Here is a 19,836-nt window from a genome sequence, read left to right as displayed (position 1 = left end):
CTGTTATACGCTGAGTAAAACAGTCATTCGACTGCCTCTTACCCAGACAAAGAATTGGTTAAGAGGTTAGCCGTCTGGTTGATTTATCTCTTGAATAAATCAACCAGACGAACGTTCCCTCGTTCGGTTACCATTTCTTTTTTCCGTTTAAGATTCAATTATTTTACGTCGTAAATTTGTTCTAATTTTTCTTGTAAAGCAGCTTGAATCTTAGGAGCGTAAACATCAAATTCTTCTTTATCGTTCATGTATGGAGTCATTACAGCAGCACGTAACACAGTTACTTTACCTGCACGGTTCCATTCTTCGTCACTAAATCCTAAGCTGTTTACAAATTTTAATGGGCTGTTGCCATAATCTGGAATAGCAAAGTCAGTATGTGAAGTAATGAATTCGTTGTTGTAAATATTTCCTTTAACGTATGATGCATAGTCATACACATCATGGTTTAATTTGTTCATTGCTACTAAATCATCGTTGCCTTTTTCTTTAAACACATAGTCAACCATGTTGAAGTCTGGATGAGTTAATGTGTGGACTTCGATTTCTTTGTCGCCAACTTTGAATGTTAAATCATTCAAGAAGTTATAGAAATGATGTGAGCCTTCAATTGAAGCACCAATTAATTTACCATAACCTGCAACGTTTAAAGGTAAAACGTGATGTGCAGCCCATACAGAAGCAGCTGTTGCACCAGCTTTTGAACCTTCAAGGATATAAGCACCTAGTAACGCAGGAATATCGGCACCTTTTTCAAATACGTAAGTTGCGAAGTAAGAAATAACGTCGCGCATACGGATATCTTGGATAACGATACCACCAGCTGAATAAGGGATATAACCCATTTTATGAGGGTCAATTGTTACTGATTCTGCTAATTCGATTGCTTTATATGCATCATACACTTCTCTTGAAATGTGTTCTTTTTTCTCTTTGAAGACACCGTATTCTTCGTGAACATCTTGTAAATCTTCGTAAGGGATGAAGTTGTTGTCTTCGTCTAAGAAGATGGCACGTCCATAACCACCATAAGCAGCATCAACGTGTACATAATAGTAAATACCGTCTTTCATTAATTCATCGCGTAAAGCAATAATTTTATCGATTGAGTCAACGGCACCTTCTTCAGTAGAACCAACTACACCGACAACACCTAGCACTGGAATTTGTTCTTCTGCTAAGCCACGAACGATTTTTTCTAATTCGTTGATATCCATACGGTAGTTATGGTCAACTGGTACTGGGATAACTTGATCTAAACCGATACCGATAATATCAGCAGCTTTTAACCAAGAATAGTGTTTAGTTTGTGGGACTAACCATTTACCGATTGCTTGTAAATGTTTACCTGAACGAGCTGAATGAGCTTTGATTTCATCAATTTCATCTTCAGCTGATTCTAATAAGTCCATAATTTCTTTTGTTGGCATGTTCAATAGTTCCCAATCTGATTTACCAGCAACTAATTCTGGTTTTACTTCTTTCATAGCAAATGGTAATGATTTAATGTTACGGGCATACCATAAGCCTTCTAAGTTAGCTAAAGAACCATCAGCAACGATGTGTCCCCAACCATTTTTGTAGCTCATTAAGTGAGCAAATTCATGTCCTACTTCTTCTTCCATTTGAGAAGTTGCTGGAGAAGATTCATAGGCAACGTTGTTCCCGTTCCATAGCATTGCAAAGTTGTAAGCTAATAGAGAAGGCATTAATGTTTCTGAGTTCATATGTCCCCAATATCTACCTGCTGTATGCCATGGAACTGAATGTGTACGCATGCGAGAAGAAATTTCATTCAATACATCTTTCATATGGTTGACAGTTTTTTCGTAGCTTTCAGATGTGCGTTCTTGAGAAGAGATAACTGGCATGTCTTGTGGCATGTAGTTTTGACGCCATCCTAAATGTTCATCTACTAAGTCGATCAACAAGTCTTTATATAATTGTCCGTTTTCGGCTTTGTCCCCAATGAATAGTGCATTAAGGTTCATTTCGCCTTTTGCTAATTTTTCGTTTTTCATACGAAAATTCCTCCTTACAAATTTTAATGAATTAGATTTTGCATTCACAACTTACACCCAAACGGCTAAAGTGTAAAGAAGAAAAATAACAATGGTTATCATAGCTCTTTAATTTTATAATTTTTTCACAAGGTGTCTTGTCAGAACCATTATATAAAAAAATAAGAGTGGGATTGTGTGTACAATCCCACTCTTATTAGGTGTATTAACGGTTTCACCACTACCTGTAAGGAGAAATAGAATTTTAACTTTGATCAAATAATCACACGTCTTCTCTTCGTGAAATTATTATCAATTTCTAATCCATTACTTTTGCTAAAAAGTAATTTTTCTTCCCTTTCCGTACAACAACGAATTTTCCATCGAAATGTTGTGTTGGATCGACTGCAAAATCTAAATCGGTAACTCGGTCACCGTTAATACTTATAGCTCCTCCGCTCACATCTTCGCGAGCTTGACGTTTTGATGGTTCGATTTCTGTGTCAACTAACCAATCTACGATGTTTTTAGCATCTTTGGTAATTTCAACAGTTGGCACATGTTCTAACCCTTGCTCGATTTCCTCAATCGTTAAGTCTTTAATATTGCCTGAGAAAAGAGCTTCTGAAATTTTTTGCGCTTCTTCTAATGCTGCATCATCGTGAACAAATCGTGTCACTTCTTCAGCTAAGCGTCTTTGTGCTTCACGTTTACCTGGTTCTTTTTCAACTTTTTCAGCTAACGCATCGATTTCTTCTTTATCTAAGAAAGTAAAGAATTTCAAGTATTTGATGACATCACGATCATCTTGGTTTAACCAGAATTGGTAGAATTCAAATGGTGAGGTTTTCTTAGGATCTAACCAGATAGCGCCACCCGCTGTTTTCCCAAATTTTGTACCATCTGCTTTTAGCATTAAAGGAATAGTTAACCCGAATACTTTGGCTTCTGGTCCTTCTTTTTTACGAATCAAATCTAATCCTGCAGTGATATTGCCCCATTGATCAGCACCACCAATTTGCAATTGAATATTATGTTTTTTATGCAATGTGTAAAAGTCAATTGATTGAAGAATTTGGTATGTGAATTCTGTAAAGGAAATGCCACTTTCTAAACGACTAGCGACAATGTCTTTTGCCAACATCGTGTTGACATTAAAGTTTTTCCCGTAATCTCTTAAAAAATCTAATAAAGATAGTTCTGATAACCAATCGTAGTTGTTCACCATTGTTACCTCAGCATCTTTACCAAATAATTTTTTCATTTGGTTTGAAAGACTGTCCACATTATGTTGCACAGCTTCCATCGTTTGTAAGACACGTTCGGTTGTTCGTCCACTTGGGTCACCAATTGTTCCAGTTCCGCCACCAATTAAAATGTATGGGTGATGACCTGCTAATTGGAATCGTTTCATCATCATAAAAGGAATTAAATGTCCAATATGCATGCTATCTCCAGTTGGATCGACACCGCAATATAGCGAAATGCTCGTATTTTCTGTAAGTTCTCTTAGTCCTTCTTCGTTTGTTTGTTGATTGATTGCATCACGCCATGCTAGCTCGTCAATGATATTCATGTTATCACCCTCCATATTTATAATTATCTCTTTATAGGAAATCGTTCATTTAACGAAATAAACGATTAACACACTTGTTTTTACACGATATCCCGTGTTTATTTCTATGTATACACGGGTTCACGAAATTTTCTTTGGTCTGCCACGTATTCAAAAAAAGAATACAAAAAATCCCTAAGCCGTCAAAACGACTTAGGGACGAATTTCTCGTGGTACCACCCAAATTTATACATAGTTTAATTTATTTAAAATACTATATACCTCTTAACAAATAACGCTGTTACCCGTGCCCTGTAGGCAGAAGCTCAAGAATGTAATTCGATAAATAACGTGTACTAGTTTCCAGCGCCACTAGCTTTCTGTAACAGTGGTTATTTCTCTACTGCTTTTCTGTCATTGCTTTGTATTTAACTTGTACATGTAGCATATTCCTTTTCGTTTTTTTTGTCAACACTCTTTGCTTAATTTTTTTTACTTTTACAAAAGATGTCCCTTTTTCACAAAAATAAAATAACAAATTAACAATAAGATTTATTCGTTTTAACAGCAAATACAGATAAAAAAATAACGAATAAAATCAAAAAATATTCTTTAAAATTTTTTTGACTTTTTTTGTGATTTTCTATACTTTTATAAAATTCCCGAAGAAAAATGACGAACTTCGGATCAGAAGTTCGTCATTTTGTGAAAAACAGTTTTAAAGAATTGGTGAAAATAATCGTGAAATTTGTTGTTTAAAAATCAACCATTTTGACATGTCGCGAACAACTTCTGGAGTCATTGTTGTACATTTTTTTCGATCTTCTAAGAAAATTGCTTCTAATTGATCAATGATTTTTTTATCATATAACACAGCATTTGCTTCAAAGTTTAATTTGTAACTTCGGATATCTTGATTGGCTGAACCAACTGTGCAGACTTCATCATCCATAATCATTGTTTTCGCATGTAAGAAACCACCGTTATAAATTAAAATTTCAATATTTTCTTTCATCAATAAGCGGCCGTAATACTGTGTTGCTCGATAAATAAACGGATGGTCGGGCTTATCTGGAATCATAATTTTAACATCTACTCCTGAAGCCGCAGCAACCTTTAAAGCCGCCAAGACACTATCATCAGGAACTAAATACGGCGTTTGAATCCAGACTCTTTTCTTGGCAGAAGTAATCAATTTAATAAAGGCCAATTTAATTTGTTCACGGTCACTATTAGGACCACTGGCAATCATCTGAATGGATGTATTTGCCTCTGGCACCAACGCTTCAAGTTTAAAGAAATAATCCAATTGATACGCCACACGATTTTTCTCGGGGGAAGAGACGTTCCAATCCATTAAAAAACGCATTTGCAGTAATGAGGCTGCTGGCCCTTGAATCCGTAAATGTGTATCCCGCCAATAGCCAAACTTTTTAGTCGTTCCGGCATATTGATCGGCAACATTAAAGCCGCCAATGTAGCCTACTTTTCCGTCAATAACAACAATTTTCCGGTGATCATGATAATTCAAACGAAACTTCAAAAGTGCTTTTTGAGAAGTAATAAACGTTTGGACAAAACCACCGTTTTTTTTCAATTCATTCAAATGATGAACCTTGGTGCCCTTTGAGCCAAAGGCATCGTAAAGCAACCGCACTTCAACCCCTTCAGCCGCCTTTTCTTCTAATAAGTTCAAAATTTTGGTACCGATATGATCCGTTACAAAGGCATAATATTCAATATGAATAGAGTGCTGAGCTTTTTTTATATCCGCCATCAACGCATTGAATTTTTCCGTACCATCCGTAAAAATTTCAACATCATTTTTCTTAGTCAGAGGCATCCTATTTAACGAGGAAAAAAAGTCTGTAAACTGTTGTTGCTCCTCCGTCGGCATCTTTTGACTATAAAGTTCAAAACTTTCTTCTTGGAAATTCTGGAAATTCTCTAATTCCCGTAAATCACTTTGTTGCAAATAAAATTTCTTTTTGTCGGTTAAACCGCGCCCAAAGAATAAATATAAGAAAAAACCAAAAACGGGTAGAGCAATCAGTACGAGTAGCCATGCCCAAATTGCTGCTACATCTCGAGGTTTTAACAAAATGGTAATTCCCGCAATAATTGCATTAATAAAATAAATAACTGTTAAGACGCTAAGAATCAATTGTCTTCCTCCTTTATTTGTTACGTTTTAGTATACCATCAATTACGGATTTGGAATATCTTTTCTTTAGCTGCTTCTGTCTCAAAAAATAAAAAGAACCCCCATCCTAGTTAGTGATACTAGAATGAGGGGTTCTTTTTGATGTTTGTTTGAAAGTCCTTTAACTTAATTTCGTGTAAATGGACCTTTAGGAGCAATCAATTCTAAATTTGTACCATCTGGATCGGTAAAGTAAGCAACCCCTGTACCAAAACCGCTCTTCAAGCCATCTTCTTCTTGGAATGTAATCGGCTCTCCATCAGGTTCTACGCCAATCGCTCTTAAACGTGCAACAGCTGCATCAATATCTTCCACTTCGAAACACATATGCATTGCACTAATTTGTTCGTTGGAATAAGAAGCTTTTTCTGATTTTGGTTTAACATATTCTAATAAATCAATATTGATGTTTTCTAGATGCACATTGGCATACTTGATTAATGTATCATCTAACCCTTGTGTTTGGGCCATCCGTTTTCCACCAATTTCATCACGATTTGCGATTTTTGTTCCTGTTAATGCTTCATAAAACTTCACTGATTCATCCAAATTACTGACTGTAATCCCCACGTGGTTGACTACTGAAAAACCTTTAACTGCTTCACTCATTGTATCTCCTCCTAGTTAATTTTTAGAAATCAAACGTGTCTGGATCTGGTCCCACACGTAACGATTCATTCAATTGGTTAATTTGTGCCATTTCTTCTGCACTTAGTTCAAAATCAAAGACCGCTGCATTGCTAATCATCCGTTCTTTGTGGACAGATTTCACGGCTAATAAGATATCTTGTTGAATATCCCAACGTAAAATCACTTGCGCTGCTGATTTATTATGGTTCTCAGCAATCGCCAAAATGGTTTCATTCGATAATAATTGGCCTTGCATCAATGGTGACCAAGCTTGGACTTTGATATCATGTTTTTCACAGAAATCACGCACTTCTTTTTGATCCAATTTTGGATGTAGTTCCACTTGGTTAATTACCGGAACAACTTTTGCATAAGAAAGTAAATCTTCTAAATGATGAACTTGGAAGTTGCTGACACCAATTGCTTTCACTTTTCCTTCGGCGTATAAAGTTTCTAAAGCTTGCCATGATTCTTTGTAAGAATTATTTCCTGGCCAATGAATTAAATACAAATCTAAATAATCTAAACCTAAACGTTCCAAACTATCATTGAAAGCTTGAATTGTTTCATCATAGGAAATATGCGCGTTCCAAACTTTCGAGGTAACAAATAAGTCCTCACGGTTCAAACCAGTTGCCGCTAAGCCTGCTTTAATTCCCGCTCCTGTGCCAGATTCATTGCCATAGATTTGCGCTGTATCGATTAAACGATAACCATTGATAATCCCTTCTTCGACCACTTTTGCTGTCTCTTCATCTGGTATTTGGAATACCCCGAGACCCATTCCTGGAATTTTAGTGCCGTTGTTCAATGTTACTGTATCTGCTAGTGATGTAATCATTTGATTCGCTCCTTTAACGTTTTCTGATATCATCATATACCGTGCCGTACATGCTGTATAGTACGTACTTTTTCGTTTCATAGGAACCAAAAAGTGCGCTTTTTGGTAAATTCGCTTTTTTAGCCTGAAAAATTTTTAACTTTTTTTATATAACATACTTTTTCTCTCTTCTAAGCGTAGCATTCTTTAACCGATTTAACTAGTGTATCTCTCACGACACACGACATTTTATGTAAAAAAAGAGAACGCGTACTCCGTCTTCGAAACGTCCTAAGACGCCGACAGAATACCGTTCTCGTGGGTTTGGCACCCAATGGGGGCATAGGGATTCGAACCCTAGACCCTCTGATTAAGAGTCAGATGCTCTAACCAACTGAGCTATGCCCCCGTTGTATAAAATGGCTTTTCAGCTACCTCAATATTGTAGCACTCCGCTATTATTTATACAAGAGGGAATTTTTTTCAGTTGTTATTCTTGTGAAGATTGTTCTTTTTTTACAGGACAAGCTGTTTGACAATCTTCACAACTTTCCCCTTTTTTGATTCGTCGATAGGTGATGATTCCTGCTGTTCCAAAAATTAAAATGGATAAAATAATTGTTGCCATCCGTTATTACCCTCTTTCTAAAGAAGTGATTGCTTGGACACTTTCTTTGCCTGGCTTTGGTTTTCTTATAAGGAAATAAAATCCAGCTAAAACAACACCCATCGCTAAAAAAGTCCCCAGAGTTAGTGTGCCTTTTTCGACTAACACATGGCCCAATTGATAAATCACAAAACTAACCATATAAGCCAAACCGCATTGATAACCAATGGCTCCTAATGTCCATTTGAGGTCTCCCATTTCACGACGAATTGCGCCAATTGCAGCAAAACAAGGTGCACATAATAAGTTAAAAGTTAAGAACGAATAGGCCGCGACTGGCGTAAAGGTGTGTTGCAGTGCGCCCCAGACTTCTACCCCGTTTTCAGAAACATCTTTCACATTGCCAAATAAAATGCCTAAGGTACCAATAATATTTTCTTTCGCTATCAATCCTGTAATTGTGGCAACTGCCCCTTGCCAATTACCCCAGCCTAATGGGATAAATAGCACCGCCAATCCTTTACCTAGAAATGCTAGAATACTTTGACTTTCTGGAACGGGTTGAAACGTCACAGAATAATGGGACATGAACCAAATGAGAATACTGGAAACAAAAATAATCGTTCCTGCTTTTTTTACAAATGAGCGACATCGTTCATAGGCATGTCGAACCACACTTCTAAGCTGTGGCAAATGATAGGCGGGAAGTTCCATAATAAATGGTGCTGGATCTCCCGAAAAATGCTTGGTCTTTTTTAAAGCAATCCCTGATAACACAATGGAAGCAACCCCTAAGAAATAAGCAGAGGGCGAGACCCAACTTTGGTTAGGAAAAAATGCACCTGCAATCAGAGCGATAATTGGCAACTTCGCCGAACACGGCATAAAAGTCGTGACCATAATAGTCATTCGCCGATCACGTTCATTTTCAATCGTTCGACTAGCCATCACGCCTGGGACCCCACAACCTGTCGCAATTAACATTGGAATAAACGACTTACCAGATAGGCCGAATTTCCGAAACAAGCGATCCATGACAAAGGCAATCCGTGCCATATAGCCACAATCTTCTAAAAAACCTAAACATAAAAACAGGACGGCCAGTTGTGGTAAAAAGCCTAACACAGCCCCAACACCTGCAATGATCCCATCTAAAATTAAACTTTGCATCCATGGCGCTACTTGCCATTGCGCCAACCAATTTCCTACAAATTGAGGAACCCATTCCCCAAAAAAGACATCATTTAACCAGTCTGTCCCCATTGTACCAACCGTTTGAATAGACAAGTAATAGACCAACCACATCACAAACGCAAAGATTGGCAACGCCAACCACCGATTGGTTACCACTCGGTCAATCTTATCACTGTGAGTAAATGTCATTTCTGTTTTTTTCGTCGCACACAAAGCAATTAATCGAGCAATAAAGGCATAGCGTTCATTGATGATAATCGCTTCACTTTCATCTTGAAAGATTTTTTCAGTAATTTGAATGACTTCTTCAATTTCTTTTTCTTGAAAAGAACTCAATAATAATTGCTCTTTGGTTCGAACATCTCGTTCAAAAAGTTTTAAACTATACCAACGCTGTTGCGTTTCAGGAACAGTATTCCCTAAAATATCAACAATTTCAGCAAGTGCTGCTTCTAAGCGATTATCATAAGAAGGATAAATAACCTCTGTCCCTATGGCATTCGCTCGCTGCTTACTTTGTTTTAAAGCATGATCCAACCCACGATTCTTCAAAGCACTAATCTCAACGACAGGCACGCCTAAGCCATAACTTAACTTTTCACTATTCAATGTTTGGCCGTTTTTTTCCAACAAATCCATCATGTTTAACGCACAAACAACCGGTAATCCGGTTTCAATTAATTGTGTTGTTAAATAAAGATTCCGTTCCAAATTGGTCACATCGAGAATATTCAAAATCACTGAAGGTTGGTCCTCCAAAAGATAATCTCGTGCCACAATTTCTTCAGGCGTATAAGGAGAAAGAGAGTAAATCCCTGGCAAATCTTGAATAATGAGTGTCTTATCTTTCTTTGCCACCCCCTCTTTGCGTTCCACAGTCACCCCTGGCCAGTTTCCAACATATTGGTTGGCTCCTGTTAACATATTGAACGTTGTCGTTTTACCGCTATTAGGGTTGCCGGCTAGTGCAATTTGCTGAGTCATTCGCTTTCCTCCTTTTCAACCAAGATTAGTTCCGCTTCACTTTTTCGTAACGTTAGTTCGTAACCACGTACATTGATTTCAATTGGATCAGCTAAAGGAGCTACTTTGCGAATAAAAATTACTGTTCCTTTTGTTAAGCCCATGTCCATCAACCGACGTTTCACCGCTCCTTGTCCGTGGATCCCTACTATTGTAGCGCGTTCTCCAACTTTCAAGGTATCTAAGGAGACCCAAACTTTCTCATTCGCCGAGCGCTCCTCCACATGAATCGCTTGTAAAATCGTATCTGTCAGCGCAATTCGACTATTATGTAATAAAACAATACCATTTTGATTCTGATAATTGACAAGGACAACTGCTTGGCCTGCAACGACACCTAAATTGTTCAGATGTTTCTTTGTCTGAACATCTGCTTGGACGCTTTCGACTGTATAGACTTTCCCAACTTCTGCCTGCGCTAACGTAATCATTTACTTTCCTCCATGTGAAAAAGTTTCAAACGAAAATGAGAATCGTTCTCAATTAAAAGAATACGCTTGCTTACACGGAAAGTCAATGAATTTCTGGATGTATCTCCTGTTTTCTTCTATTTTCCTTCTATATAGAGACACTTTTTTCAGGTTACCATTTTTGAAAAAAAGTCAGCTCTTGTTTTTTATGTTACTAGCTACTATAAAGTTCCACTCATTCAATAACAAATCCGCTTATTTTTTCTTCTTGTGCCTAACTCAAATGTCAACACAATATTTAGTGTTTTTTCACTAAATGTTCTCTTTCAAAATTTTAATTTTTTTGTTTGTCAAACACTGACCAATGTGTTTTTTCTCCCAAAAACGAGGATTCACGTGTTTTCATTTTTCTTTCAAAAACACAAAAACTAGTATTATGAGAAAAACGCACCACAATATATAGTGTTAAAGTGTTGACTTTTTTCTACATAGATTTATACTAGTCTATGTAGAAAAAAAGAGGAGGAACTTTCAATGAACGTAAAAATCTTTTCAAAAAATAACTGTATCCAATGTAAAATGGCGAAACGTTTCCTAAGTGAAAATAACATCGCTTTTGAAGAAATCAATATCGACGCACAACCAGATGCTATCGACTGGTTAAAAGAACAAGGGTTCCAAAGCGTACCGGTAATCACATCTGAAGCAACAACCGTTGTTGGCTTCCGTCCAGACCAATTAAAACAATTGGCTAGCTAAGATGAAACTTGTTTATTTTTCAGTCACCGGTCAAACAAGGCGCTTTATTAAAAAATTGGATTTGCCTGCTTATGAACTTGAGCCAGCGAATCCTTTTTTTGAAATAAATGAGCCTTTTATTCTTGTCATTCCTACCTATGATGCAGAAATTACAGAGGTAGTGAATGACTTTCTTGATTATAAAAGTAATCAAGAACTGTTAGTTGGTGTAGCTGGTGGGGGCAACCGTAATTTTGCTGAATTATTTGTCTATACCGCCAAAGATATTGCCCGCGATTACCACGTTCCGCTTCTATACTCCTTTGAGTTTAGCGGAACAGACGAAGACGTGGAGACCTTTAAGAAAGTAGTGGAAGAAATTGAGTCTAAAAGAAATTAAAGATGTCAGCTATTTCAAACTGAATAACGAGATTAACCGTCCTGTTGATGGTCAAATCCCTTTAAATAAAGATAAAGAAGCACTCGCAGCCTTCTTTAAAGAAAATGTAGAACCGAATACACGTAAATTCAGCTCTGCTGAAGAAAAAATCAACTTTTTAATGAAAGAAGATTTTATTGAAACTGAATTCATCGAAAAATATTCAATGGACTTTATTGAAAAATTATATGCTTTCTTAGATGAACAACATTTCCAATTCAAGTCTTTCATGGCGGCTTATAAATTTTATTCTCAATACGCTTTAAAGAACAACGCCGGAACAGAGTATTTAGAAACATATGAAGATCGGGTTGCCTTTAATGCCTTGTATTTTGCGGATGGCGATGAAGAGTTGGCTTTAACATTGGCGGATGAAATGATCCATCAACGGTATCAACCAGCCACACCTTCTTTCTTAAACGCTGGGCGTAAACGTCGAGGTGAATTGGTTTCTTGTTTCTTAGTTCAAGTAACAGATGATATGAACAGCATTGGGCGTTCAATTAATTCTGCCCTTCAATTATCACGAATCGGCGGTGGCGTAGGGATTACTCTTTCCAACTTACGTGAAGCGGGCGCACCAATCAAAGGTTACGATGGCGCAGCAAGTGGTGTTGTCCCTGTTATGAAATTATTTGAAGATAGCTTTAGCTACTCTAACCAACTAGGTCAACGTCAAGGTGCTGGTGTGGTCTATCTAAATGTCTTCCATCCAGATATTGAAATGTTCCTATCTGCTAAAAAAGAAAACGCTGATGAAAAAATCCGTGTAAAAACGTTGTCTCTGGGTGTTATTGTTCCTGATAAATTTTACGAATTAACACGTAACAACGAAGATATGTATTTATTTAGTCCTTATAGTGTGGAACGCGAATATGGTGTGCCTTATTCCTATGTAGATATCACCAAAGAATATGATAACCTAGTGGCCAATCCAAACATACGTAAACGTAAAATTAAAGCCCGTGACTTAGAAAATGAAATTTCTAAATTACAACAAGAATCTGGCTATCCTTATATCATCAATATTGATACAGCTAACAAAAACAATCCGATTGATGGCAAGATTATCATGAGTAACTTATGTTCTGAAATTCTTCAAGTTCAAACGCCTTCTGTTATTAATGGGAAACAAGAATATGAAGTTTTAGGAACAGATATTAGTTGTAACTTAGGTTCAACTAACATTGTTAATTTAATGGAAAGTCCTGACTTTGGAAAATCTGTCCGCGCTATGACGCGTGCGTTAACTTTTGTAACAGATGCTTCTGAAATTGATGTCGTACCAACTATCCAAAATGGAAATCGTTTAAGCCATACAATCGGGCTAGGCGCAATGGGCTTACACACCTTCTTCGCTAAAAATCATATGGAATACGGCTCTGAAGAATCATTAGACTTTACAGACATTTATTTCATGTTATTAAATTACTGGACTTTAATGGAAAGTAACCAAATTGCGAGAGAACGTAACCAAGTCTTCCACAATTTTGAAAAATCAGATTATGCTTCTGGTGCTTACTTCGATAAATATATTGAAGGCAACTTTACACCAAAATTTGATAAAGTGAAAGAAATTTTTAAAGACATTCAGATTCCAACGGCTGAAGATTGGGCTGCGTTACGCGATGCTGTGAAAAAAGATGGTCTTTATCATCAAAATCGTTTAGCCGTAGCGCCAAATGGTTCAATTTCATATATTAATGATACTAGTGCCAGCATTCATCCAATTACTCGCATGATTGAAGAACGTCAAGAGAAGAAAATTGGTAAGATTTACTATCCAGCGCCTTATTTAGCTAATGATACAATCCCTTACTATACTTCTGCTTACGACATGGATATGCGCAAAGTGATTGATGTCTACGCAACAGCGCAACAACACGTTGATCAGGGAATGAGTTTAACCTTGTTTATGCGTTCAGAAATCCCTGAAGGCTTGTATGAATGGAAAGAAACACCAAAACAAACAACCCGTGACTTGAACATTTTACGTCATTATGCGTTCAACAAAGGGATTAAATCAATTTACTATATTCGTACATTTACAGATGATGCTGAAGAAATTGGCAGCAATCAATGTGAGTCTTGCGTGATTTAATGAAAAGCACTTAAATAAGGCGTTCTGCTTGAGCGTCTTATTTTTTAGGAATGTTCTCTTTTTAAACAGGACATTTTCAGATATACTGGACAAAGAAGAACGGCTGCACGCTCCTATTTGGACTCTGTAGAACGTTTTAAGCGAAGAAACGAGACAACTAGTCAAACAGACTGCTGTCCCAGCATACAGGAGGAATAACCATGGCAACGTATTATGAAGCAATTAACTGGAACGCCATTGAAGACGTCATTGATAAATCCACTTGGGAAAAATTAACCGAACAATTTTGGTTAGATACACGGATTCCGTTATCCAATGACTTAGATGATTGGCGGACTCTTTCCGATTTAGAAAAAACTACTGTCGGCTACGTTTTCGGCGGTTTAACTTTATTAGATACTGTTCAATCAGAAAGCGGCATGGATCAACTGAGAAATGATGTGCGGACGCCCCATGAAGAAGCCGTCTTAAATAACATCCAATTCATGGAATCTGTCCATGCCAAAAGTTATTCTTCTATCTTCAGTACATTAAATACAAAAAAAGAGATTGATGATATTTTTGAGTGGACAAATACCAACAAACATCTGCAATATAAAGCAGAACGGATTAACGAAATTTATAAAAACGGCACTCCATTAGAGAAAAAAATTGCTAGTGTATTTTTAGAAACGTTTTTATTCTATTCTGGGTTCTACACTCCCCTTTACTATTTAGGAAACAATAAACTAGCGAACGTCGCTGAAATTATTAAATTGATTATCCGTGATGAATCAGTGCACGGCACGTATATTGGCTATAAATTCCAATTAGGATTTAATGAATTACCAGAAGATGAGCAAGATAAACTAAAAGACTGGATGTATAATTTACTTTACGAATTGTACGAAAACGAAGAACGTTATACAGAAGAATTATATGATGACTTAGGTTGGACCGAAGAAGTAAAAACCTTTTTACGTTACAACGCCAACAAAGCTTTAATGAACTTAGGTATGGATCCCTTATTTGCGGATACAGCTAATGATGTGAATCCGATTGTAATGAATGGTATTTCGACAGGAACTAGCAACCATGACTTCTTCTCTCAAGTAGGAAATGGCTATTTACTAGGAACAGTTGAAGCCATGAAAGATGATGACTATCTTTACGGTTTAGATAAATAGCAAAAAGCTAGAAACGATTAACGTTTCTAGCTTTTTATTTTACCAACTTCCTGAGGCGCCGCCACCGCCGAATGAGCCGCCACCGAATGAACCACCACTGCTGCTACCAGAACTACTATGATTAGACGGATTGTATTGTGAGTTTAAATAAGCATACGTCAAAACACTACCATCATAACTATATAAAGTATCTCCTACTAATAAACGCCCAAAAGATTGTTTTTTTGCATTTGGATATATACTTAGTAAAGAACCACGCTTAGTGGCACGTCTTATTTTCCCTTTTGTGGCAAATAACGTTGCTCCATTAAGATATAAACAATAAAAAGAAGTCTTTTTCATCTTATTTAATACTTTCTTTGTCTGTTCTGAGTTATTTAGGACAGCCTTTGTTGGTAAACAATTCAAATAATCTTGATACATTTTTTTAACAAGTTTTCTTGTTCTTAAAATTTGTAAAATATAAACAGCACAAATGAGCATCCCAGCAATACTTGCCATTAAAAGAACATTTCTTTTCGTTGTGTTAGTGTTTAACTCTGCTTGTATATTTGTTAATTCATTATCCACTTGTGCGGTTTTTGAATTGATTGCAGCCGATACTTGATCAATAATTTTATTGAGACCTGTATTATAATCCTCGTCTCTAAAAGCCTCTTTTACTTCTTCATTATTAATAATATCATCCGCATAGCTATCCGTTAAAATACTCTCTAAGCCATATCCAACTTCCAAGCGAGACTCGCGATCCTCAATTGCCATTAGAAAAACCACACCATTATTTTTTTCACGATCCCCTACACCTAATTGATTAGCAATCTTATTGCTGTAAGATTCAACAGATTCCCCACTAGGTAACGCAGGAACGGTAATAAGCATAAATTGTGCGCCATTCGCATTTTCCAACAATTGTTGATTCAATTGAAACATTTTCTGTTTAAGTTGATTTGAGACAATACCCGCATTATCTGAAACATAGATATTAGCATCATTAATGTTCAACTGCCCATTCGTTCCAGTAATTGTCACTAATTCATTTTCACCAGTTATTTCTTGTTTAGAAAAGTTATTTATTGTTGTCTGGGTTGACGCTTCAGTCATTTTCCCTGCTAAAATATCGTCTCTCTTTTTTTGTAAGACTTGTTGCTTCTCTCTCAGTGCAGTTTGTTTTGCTTCATAGGAGATTCCCTTTCCTTCATGCCAAGCAGCCATTCCTAATATTAAAATCATACTTAAACTAATTACCACAACAATCGTTGTATTCCGCTGATGCTTTTTATAAAACAAACGAACTTTTTCTTGAATTTTTTCGACTTTTTTATCCAACCTTCCTCACTTCTTTCTTTTTAACCCAAATTTTCTATAATTTTTTTATTTAAATTTTACTTGTGGCACTTCTTTTCCCTGCTCTGTCGCAACATAGTTAGTTTTCTTCTCAAATCCTAAAAGTTTTGCAATTATTTTATCAGGGAATTTTGAAATCTGTTGGTTATATGTTTCAACAGCTTGTATATAGTTACGGCGTTCAACAGAAATTCGATTTTCAGATCCTTCTAATTGAGTCATTAAGGTTTTGACATTTTCAGAAGAAGCTAACTTTGGGTAATCTTCATTCAATACTGTAACAAAATTACCTAATCCTTTTTCAATTTGCTCATTTGCTTGCCCTTTTTCAGAAGAAGATTTTGCTCCTGCGTATGCTTTACGTGCTTCCGTTATTTCTTTTAAAACTTCTTTTTCTTGAGTCATACTGCCTTGAACACTACTGACAAGATTCGGAATTAAATCAGCACGTCTTTGCATTACATTCTCTACTTGTGACCATTCTGCTTCGACTTTATTATCTAAAGTAATCAATTGATTATAAGCTTTCATCACAAATGCACCAATAATCACAACGACAACAACAATAATACTAAGAAATTTATTTTTTTTATTCATCTTACTTATCACCTTTCTTTCTAACTCGTAATACAATCATAACTCTTTTGTAATCTTTTTGAAATATTAAACTTAAAAAATCAGTCCTAGGTCCTAGAAGAAAACCGCCATAAGCATTTTAACTTATAGCGGTTGTCATTAATTATAAATAGATGTTTCTACACATTAATCAATCGTAATTTTGTTACATTATTTGAAACAGATAGGTCTTCGATAACATCGGCATACGTTAGGCCTTTAGGCAAATCAATAGTATAGATATTCGTATAGATTTTTGTATCATCCACCCAAGAAACATTGAAGTTCACATCATAAATTTCAATATGTTTTTCTTCAAAATACTGATTAATAAATTCTTTGGTTTCTTGTTTATGTTGATAGCGAATTTCTAATTTTTTGATTGTTGGTACGTGAATAATTCGTTTGACAATGGTTAAGGCAAATAATACACCGATAAAACTTGTTAAGGCAATCGTATAGTAGCCCATGCCCACCGCGATCCCTAAACCAGCAACGGTCCATAGTGACGCTGCTGTCGTCAATCCGGTGACACTTTGTTTCGTTACAATGATGGTTCCAGCACCTAAAAAGCCGATTCCACTTACAACTTGTGCGATCAATCTTGCTTGATCTGAACGAATGACCCCCGTCAAAGCCGGATTAGCTAACGCATCTTTCAATGCATTGATTGCAATTTGCGACTGAATTAACGCAATAATAGCCGCGCCCATACAAACTAAAATGTGAGTGCGCATCCCTGCTGGGCGATTCTTATATTGTCTTTCAAAACCAATTGTGCCACCCATCACCATCGCTAGGACTAACCGTAAAATAATTTCTGGAATTGTTAGCTGTAACATCCTTTTCACCTCTTCTTCTATTACTTCCAGTATAACAAAAAAAGAACTTGAAACATAAGGAAATCCTTATGTTTCAAGTTCTTTTTCATCAACGATTATAATTTACTTGCAGCTGCATCATCAATGATTACAACAACATCTTGATGGTTTTGTAATGCACTTGCTGGCATGTCTGTTGTTACTGGTCCGTCAATCATCCCTTTAATGGCCTCTGCTTTTGCTTCGCCATAAGCCATTAAAATCATTTTTTTACCTTTCATGATTGAGCCAATCCCCATAGAAACAGCACGTGTTGGGACATCTTCTACTTTGTCAAAATAACGTTTGTTTGCGTTGATTGTTGATTCAGTCAACTCAACGACATGTGTTAAGCTATCTAGAGGTGTGCCTGGTTCGTTGAAACCAATGTGTCCATTTTGACCAATACCTAAGATTTGGATATCTACTGGATGTGCATCGATAATTTTTTCATATTCTGCGGAAGCAGCATCTAAATCTTCTGCTTTACCATTTGGTACAAATGTTTCTTTAAATGGTTTTTTGTCAAATAAGTGTTTGTTCATGAAATAACGGTAACTTTGCTCATCTTCGCCACCTAAACCAACATATTCATCTAAGTTTACAGAAGTCATTTCTGTAAAGTCGACATCACTTGCTGTCATTTCTTTATATAATGTTTCTGGTGTACTACCTGTTGCTAAGCCTAAAACTTTCGCACCATTGTTCATACCTTCTTTAATTAATTCAAACGCTTTTTTGCCGCCTTCTTCTGCATTTGCTACACGGATAATTTGCATTTTGACACGCTCCTTACGGTTTATTTTGGTATAGTCCAATTATAACACCTTCTGAAAAAAATTTCTAGAATAAAAGAAAAAAACTTCTATTTCTCATCAGAAATAGAAGTTTTCGAGCTTGTTTAACAGATTAATATTGTGGTGCGTTGGGATCCACATACGTATTTGGATCAGCATAAGCGTTTGGATCTGTGTACGCATTTGGGTCAACGTACGTATTCGGATCGTAGGCTCCTTCTGCTGCTTGTTGCGTATTGCCGTTGTATTCTGTTTGTCCGGCTGTGGTGTCCGCTGTGCTACTCGAACTAGTAGAGCTATTAGCACTTGAATCACCAGATTCACCAATCAGTGCAGTATCTGTAACAGCATAGCTAAACTGATTATAAAAGGCTAAATCTTTTTCACGTTCAGAAGCATGTTCTTTTAAACCAAGTTGTTTTCTAAGCGTTGTTTGTGTTTTGTATAAGCTATTTGGATCTAGGACTTGATAATAAATATCATCAATGGTTGCACTGTATCCTTGTAATTGTTCAGAGTCAATTGTTTTAAAGGCAGATAAATATTTTGATTGGATATCCATCATGTCATCCCAAGTTAAGTCTGTTTTTACGTTGGCTTCAACAGCATCAAGAATTTTTCGATATTTTGAAACACCGTCAAAACTCATGACTTTGCGCACAATTTTCTCAACAACTTCTCGTTGGCGGCGTTGACGACCCACATCTCCTTCAGGATCTTCGTGACGCATCCGCGCATATGCCAAACCTGTCGTGCCATCTAACTTGATTTTACCTGCTGGAACAGTAATACCGTCCAACGTAAATTCACCAATCGTATTATCTACTTCAATACCGCCTACCGCATCAATCAGGTCTTTTAACCCTTTCATATTGATGGATACATAGTGATGGATGGGAATATCCAGTAATTCTTGGACTGTATTAATCGCCATTTCGGCGCCACCAAATGCATAGGCATGGTTCAATTTGTCTTGTGTGTCATTTCCAACAATATCTGTTAGAATATCTCTATCCAAACTGATCATTGTGGACTTGTTTTCTTTCGGGTTGATGGTTACAACCATTGTAGTATCTGAACGACCTTGTTCTGTTCGACCTAAATCGCCTGTGTCAATCCCCATTAAAAGAACAGAGAATGGTTCTTGCGCATCAATATTGGCCGTGGCTCCTTTATTGGACTTACGGTTAACTGATTGATAGATCCCATTAATTGTTGAATTGGCATCTGAATACATCTTAATCCCGTAAGCACATACCCCAGCTACTACCACTAGCAAGACGCTCAAGAAGCCCAGTACTACTTTTTTCCATAGTTTCATAAGACACTTCCTC

17 protein-coding genes, 1 tRNA gene and 1 other annotated feature are annotated in these 19,836 nt (G+C 36.7%); of the genes, 4 read left to right on the top strand and 14 right to left on the bottom strand.

Features of this window, described 5'->3' with window-relative positions; all coding sequences use genetic code 11:
• Positions 1–158 precede the first annotated feature (158 nt).
• The 9 genes from tdc to IGL17_RS01815 all read right to left on the bottom strand — a co-directional run bounded on the left by tdc (position 159) and on the right by IGL17_RS01815 (position 10,463).
• On the bottom strand, positions 159–2,021 hold the full coding sequence (gene tdc, locus IGL17_RS01855; RefSeq protein ID WP_002355450.1) for a tyrosine decarboxylase: 1,863 nt from the start codon (positions 2,019–2,021) through the stop codon (positions 159–161).
• Positions 2,022–2,319: 298 nt separating this feature from the next.
• Complete coding sequence (tyrS, locus tag IGL17_RS01850; protein ID WP_002355444.1) at positions 2,320–3,576, bottom strand: tyrosine--tRNA ligase; 1,257 nt, start codon at positions 3,574–3,576, stop codon at positions 2,320–2,322.
• A 191-nt stretch (positions 3,577–3,767) separates the two neighbouring features.
• Positions 3,768–3,982, bottom strand: a binding site (T-box leader).
• A 291-nt stretch (positions 3,983–4,273) separates the two neighbouring features.
• Positions 4,274–5,719 (bottom strand): cardiolipin synthase, encoded by a 1,446-nt coding sequence (cls, locus tag IGL17_RS01845; protein ID WP_002361214.1) that lies wholly within the window; start codon positions 5,717–5,719, stop codon positions 4,274–4,276.
• A gap of 165 nt (positions 5,720–5,884) precedes the next feature.
• Complete coding sequence (locus IGL17_RS01840; protein ID WP_002355441.1) at positions 5,885–6,367, bottom strand: VOC family protein; 483 nt, start codon at positions 6,365–6,367, stop codon at positions 5,885–5,887.
• Positions 6,368–6,389: 22 nt separating this feature from the next.
• Positions 6,390–7,265: an aldo/keto reductase gene (locus IGL17_RS01835; RefSeq protein WP_002384874.1), complete on the bottom strand. Its 876-nt coding sequence runs from the start codon at positions 7,263–7,265 to the stop codon at positions 6,390–6,392.
• 278 nt (positions 7,266–7,543) lie between these two features.
• A tRNA-Lys gene (locus tag IGL17_RS01830) sits at positions 7,544–7,617 on the bottom strand.
• Positions 7,618–7,698: 81 nt separating this feature from the next.
• Positions 7,699–7,836, bottom strand: coding sequence for a hypothetical protein (locus IGL17_RS01825; protein WP_002355364.1), 138 nt, complete (start codon positions 7,834–7,836; stop codon positions 7,699–7,701).
• A 6-nt stretch (positions 7,837–7,842) separates the two neighbouring features.
• Entirely contained in the window at positions 7,843–9,993 is a 2,151-nt protein-coding gene (gene feoB / locus IGL17_RS01820; RefSeq protein WP_016618135.1) for a ferrous iron transport protein B, read from the bottom strand.
• Positions 9,990–10,463, bottom strand: coding sequence for a ferrous iron transport protein A (locus IGL17_RS01815; RefSeq protein WP_002355361.1), 474 nt, complete (start codon positions 10,461–10,463; stop codon positions 9,990–9,992). The genes feoB and IGL17_RS01815 overlap by 4 nt, the downstream gene beginning before the upstream one ends.
• Before the next feature lie 513 nt (positions 10,464–10,976).
• Between IGL17_RS01815 and IGL17_RS01810 the strand changes: the two genes are divergently transcribed.
• The 4 genes from IGL17_RS01810 (at position 10,977) to nrdF (ending at position 14,886) form a co-directional block, all read left to right on the top strand.
• Complete coding sequence (locus IGL17_RS01810) at positions 10,977–11,201, top strand: redoxin NrdH (RefSeq protein WP_002355360.1); 225 nt, start codon at positions 10,977–10,979, stop codon at positions 11,199–11,201.
• A gap of 1 nt (position 11,202) precedes the next feature.
• Positions 11,203–11,580, top strand: a complete 378-nt coding sequence (nrdI, locus tag IGL17_RS01805) for a class Ib ribonucleoside-diphosphate reductase assembly flavoprotein NrdI (RefSeq protein WP_002355359.1) — start codon at positions 11,203–11,205, stop codon at positions 11,578–11,580.
• Positions 11,561–13,720 (top strand): class 1b ribonucleoside-diphosphate reductase subunit alpha, encoded by a 2,160-nt coding sequence (gene nrdE, locus IGL17_RS01800; protein ID WP_010775548.1) that lies wholly within the window; start codon positions 11,561–11,563, stop codon positions 13,718–13,720. Before nrdI ends, nrdE begins: the two co-directional genes overlap by 20 nt.
• A 200-nt stretch (positions 13,721–13,920) precedes the next feature.
• Positions 13,921–14,886 carry a class 1b ribonucleoside-diphosphate reductase subunit beta gene (nrdF, locus tag IGL17_RS01795; protein ID WP_002355357.1) on the top strand — a complete coding sequence of 322 codons (966 nt, stop codon included), beginning with the start codon at positions 13,921–13,923 and terminating at the stop codon, positions 14,884–14,886.
• Positions 14,887–14,925: 39 nt separating this feature from the next.
• Here the strand turns inward: nrdF and IGL17_RS01790 are convergent, their stop codons facing one another.
• The 5 genes from IGL17_RS01790 to IGL17_RS01770 form a co-directional block, all read right to left on the bottom strand.
• Positions 14,926–16,212: a TPM domain-containing protein gene (locus IGL17_RS01790; RefSeq protein WP_016617053.1), complete on the bottom strand. Its 1,287-nt coding sequence runs from the start codon at positions 16,210–16,212 to the stop codon at positions 14,926–14,928.
• Between the two features lie 45 nt (positions 16,213–16,257).
• Positions 16,258–16,827, bottom strand: a complete 570-nt coding sequence (locus IGL17_RS01785; protein WP_002385314.1) for a LemA family protein — start codon at positions 16,825–16,827, stop codon at positions 16,258–16,260.
• Positions 16,828–16,985: 158 nt separating this feature from the next.
• On the bottom strand, positions 16,986–17,687 hold the full coding sequence (locus IGL17_RS01780) for an MgtC/SapB family protein (protein ID WP_010711985.1): 702 nt from the start codon (positions 17,685–17,687) through the stop codon (positions 16,986–16,988).
• 95 nt (positions 17,688–17,782) lie between these two features.
• The gene (gene nagB / locus IGL17_RS01775) at positions 17,783–18,484 is read right to left on the bottom strand and encodes a glucosamine-6-phosphate deaminase (protein WP_002355352.1); all 702 of its coding nucleotides are present in this window, start codon (positions 18,482–18,484) and stop codon (positions 17,783–17,785) included.
• Positions 18,485–18,614: 130 nt separating this feature from the next.
• Positions 18,615–19,823, bottom strand: a complete 1,209-nt coding sequence (locus IGL17_RS01770; RefSeq protein ID WP_002390468.1) for an LCP family glycopolymer transferase — start codon at positions 19,821–19,823, stop codon at positions 18,615–18,617.
• Positions 19,824–19,836: the final 13 nt, after the last annotated feature.

It is taken from the genome of Enterococcus sp. AZ088 (genome assembly GCF_051714845.1).
Lineage (GTDB): Bacteria > Bacillota > Bacilli > Lactobacillales > Enterococcaceae > Enterococcus > Enterococcus faecalis.
The sequence above is the reverse complement of the archived record's forward strand: the minus strand, read 5'-3'. Positions and strand labels throughout refer to the sequence as shown.